Source organism: Colwellia sp. BRX10-4, assembly GCF_014077465.1.
GTDB lineage: Bacteria > Pseudomonadota > Gammaproteobacteria > Enterobacterales > Alteromonadaceae > Colwellia_A.
On the sequence record NZ_JACGVZ010000093.1, the window covers coordinates 1 to 739 of the forward strand.

General features: G+C 35.0%; 2 protein-coding genes. Both read right to left on the minus strand.

Annotated features, from left to right (window positions below; genetic code table 11):
• Window positions 1-79 precede the first annotated feature (79 nt).
• Window positions 80-373: a type II toxin-antitoxin system RelE/ParE family toxin gene (locus H4J67_RS19960; RefSeq protein ID WP_182204903.1), complete on the minus strand. Its 294-nt coding sequence runs from the start codon at window positions 371-373 to the stop codon at window positions 80-82.
• The gene (locus H4J67_RS19965; protein ID WP_182169873.1) at window positions 370-651 is read right to left on the minus strand and encodes a type II toxin-antitoxin system Phd/YefM family antitoxin; all 282 of its coding nucleotides are present in this window, start codon (window positions 649-651) and stop codon (window positions 370-372) included. Before H4J67_RS19965 ends, H4J67_RS19960 begins: the two co-directional genes overlap by 4 nt.
• Window positions 652-739 lie beyond the last annotated feature (88 nt).

The window sequence follows — 739 nt, forward strand, 5'->3', positions numbered from 1 at the left end:
TAAGCGGAAAAATATAGTTGGCTAAAATGTTGAACGGAGTGAAAATAGCCAACTGTATTTTTTCCGTTTGAAGTTCTTGTTATAACTCAATATCATCCAAACTAAGCAACTGACGACTATTACGTAACGTTAGTATTTTAATTTCATTTTCAACTTTATAGATAATACGATAACTACCAAATATCACTTCACGATAATTTGAACCTAACAACTCAGGTACTTCTCGGCCTAATTGAGGTTGAGAACCGAGTAAGTCAATGCGATCAAAAATATCATTAACCCATTTGTCAGCAGCCGATGGTTTATCAAGTGCAATAAACTTAGCGGACGCTTCTAGCTTTTCTAACGCTAAAGGAGACCAAACTATTTTCAAGGTTTAATACTCTTTAAAATTTGTGCGCGAGCATCAGAATTAGAAATACCTAATCCAGCAGAAAGTTGAGCTTCAGCTTTTTGTACTTCTTCAAGTAATTCAATTTTTTCCTGCATTGACTCATACTCTGCCACATCGACAACTACAGCCACACCTTTTCCTCTTTGTGTGATCACAATTGGTCTTCTTGTTTCGTTAATTTGACGAATAAATGACGCTGCACCAGCTCTAAAATCAGAAAGTGGTTGAATATCTTGATCAAAATGAAGTCTACTCATGAGTAATACCTTTAGTTGTACTGTTTATGGTACGAAGTATAGTTAAAACTAGATGTAAGTACAAGACTTTGAACTTGAGTTATAACGC